This is a genomic window from Caballeronia sp. LZ008 (assembly GCF_031451435.1).
GTDB classification, from domain to species: domain Bacteria; phylum Pseudomonadota; class Gammaproteobacteria; order Burkholderiales; family Burkholderiaceae; genus Caballeronia; species Caballeronia zhejiangensis.
Window position 1 is genome coordinate 1 of the sequence record NZ_JARUXK010000018.1, and the last position, 1,673, is coordinate 1,673.

At 58.9% G+C, this 1,673-nt stretch carries 1 protein-coding gene; it reads left to right on the forward strand.

Annotated elements, in window-relative coordinates; all coding sequences use genetic code 11:
- Positions 1-104 precede the first annotated feature (104 nt).
- Positions 105-1,532, forward strand: a complete 1,428-nt coding sequence (locus QCE49_RS33525; protein ID WP_175983324.1) for an ISNCY family transposase — start codon at positions 105-107, stop codon at positions 1,530-1,532.
- Positions 1,533-1,673: the final 141 nt, after the last annotated feature.

Below are 1,673 nucleotides of genomic sequence, written 5' to 3' on the forward strand. Positions count from 1 at the left end.
TGTAGGAGCAACATGAGAATGTCGTGTTCTAGCAAGATACAAATGTCGTGTTTTTGCGACCACTGGCAAGCTGGCGACTGACTGCACCACTGCAGGAGCCGTCCATGAAGCCAGCAACGTTGGTGACATTGAACATGCGCGAACTCGACCGTCTGAAGGTCATCCAAGCCGTGGTGAATATGGGACTCAAACCCGGTCGAGCCGCGGAGCGTCTCGGCGTGACGGTACGCCAAGTCGAGCGGCTGGTGTGGCGATATCGCGAGTCGGGCGCGGCGGGCCTTACATCACGCAAACGGAACAAGCCGGGCAATCGGAAGCTTGACGAAGGCTTGGCCTTACGTGCGCTGACCCTTATTCGCGAGCGCTACTTGGATTTCGGACCGACGCTGGCATGCGAGAAGCTGCGTGAATGCCATGGCCTCGTGCTGTCGAAGGAAACCGTGCGGCACCTGATGACGGATGCCGGCCTTTGGGTGCCGCGCAAGCAACGTCCGCCGAAGGTCTACCAGCCGCGTGCCCGACGAGCCTGTTTCGGTGAACTCGTACAAATCGACGGCAGCGATCATTACTGGTTTGAAGACCGGGGACCCGCCTGCTCACTGCTGGTCTTTGTCGACGACGCGACGAGCCGGTTGATGCACTTGCACTTCGCACCGACCGAATCGACTTTCAGTTATTTCGAGGCGACGCGCGCGTATCTCGAACGCCACGGTAAGCCGGTGGCATTCTATAGCGACCGCGCGAGCGTGTTCTACGTCCACAAGCGCGAGGAGACGGCGGGCAAAGGCGTCACCCAGTTTGGTCGTGCAATGTACGAGCTCAACATCGACACATTTTGCGCCAACAGCAGCCCCGCCAAGGGACGCGTCGAACGGGCTCATCTGACGCTGCAGGATCGCCTGGTGAAGGAGCTGCGTTTGCGTGATATCAGCACCATTGCAGCTGCAAACGCGTTTGCCTGCGTTTTCATGGCGGCCTATAACGCGCGCTTCGCAAAGCCGCCAAGAAGCGCGTACGACGCCCACCGGCCGCTGCGCGATGACGAGAATCTCGACGCGGTTTTGACTTGGCGGGTACAGCGTAAGGTATCGGATGCGCTGACGTTGCTGAACGACCGCGTACTCTGGCTGCTCGATGACACGGCAGCGAATCGCAGGCTGATCGGCCGCTACATCGACGTGTGGGAATACCCAGATGGGCGCCTCGAAATCCGCGCTGACGGCAGCGTGCTGCATGCTGTGCCGTATGACAAGCTCGCCGACATTGACCAAGGCGCGATAATCGAGAACAAGCGTCTTGGTCATGCGTTGCAGGTCGCGCGAGCGTTACAGGCGCAGCGCGATAACCGTCGGATCTCAGGCTCGCCGTCTCGCACAAACCGAGGTGCCGCGGTGCGCACTCCCAAGCCCTTGCCCGGCACGAAGAAGTCGCGCGCATTCACCCGAGCCGATCTGGATCAAGTAATCGTGCAGGTGGCGCAGCAATCCAAGACGCCCTCAACACCTGGCCAACGGTCTGCTCGCACTCGCTGAACAGTCTGAAACGCCCCGGTCGGATCAAGACAATCTTCAAGACTACGTGGATTCAAACCGTTGAAAACAGAGCCAATCACACATCAAAAACACGACATCTGTATTTAGCCGGTGGTACGACATTTCAATTTTGCTTTGACA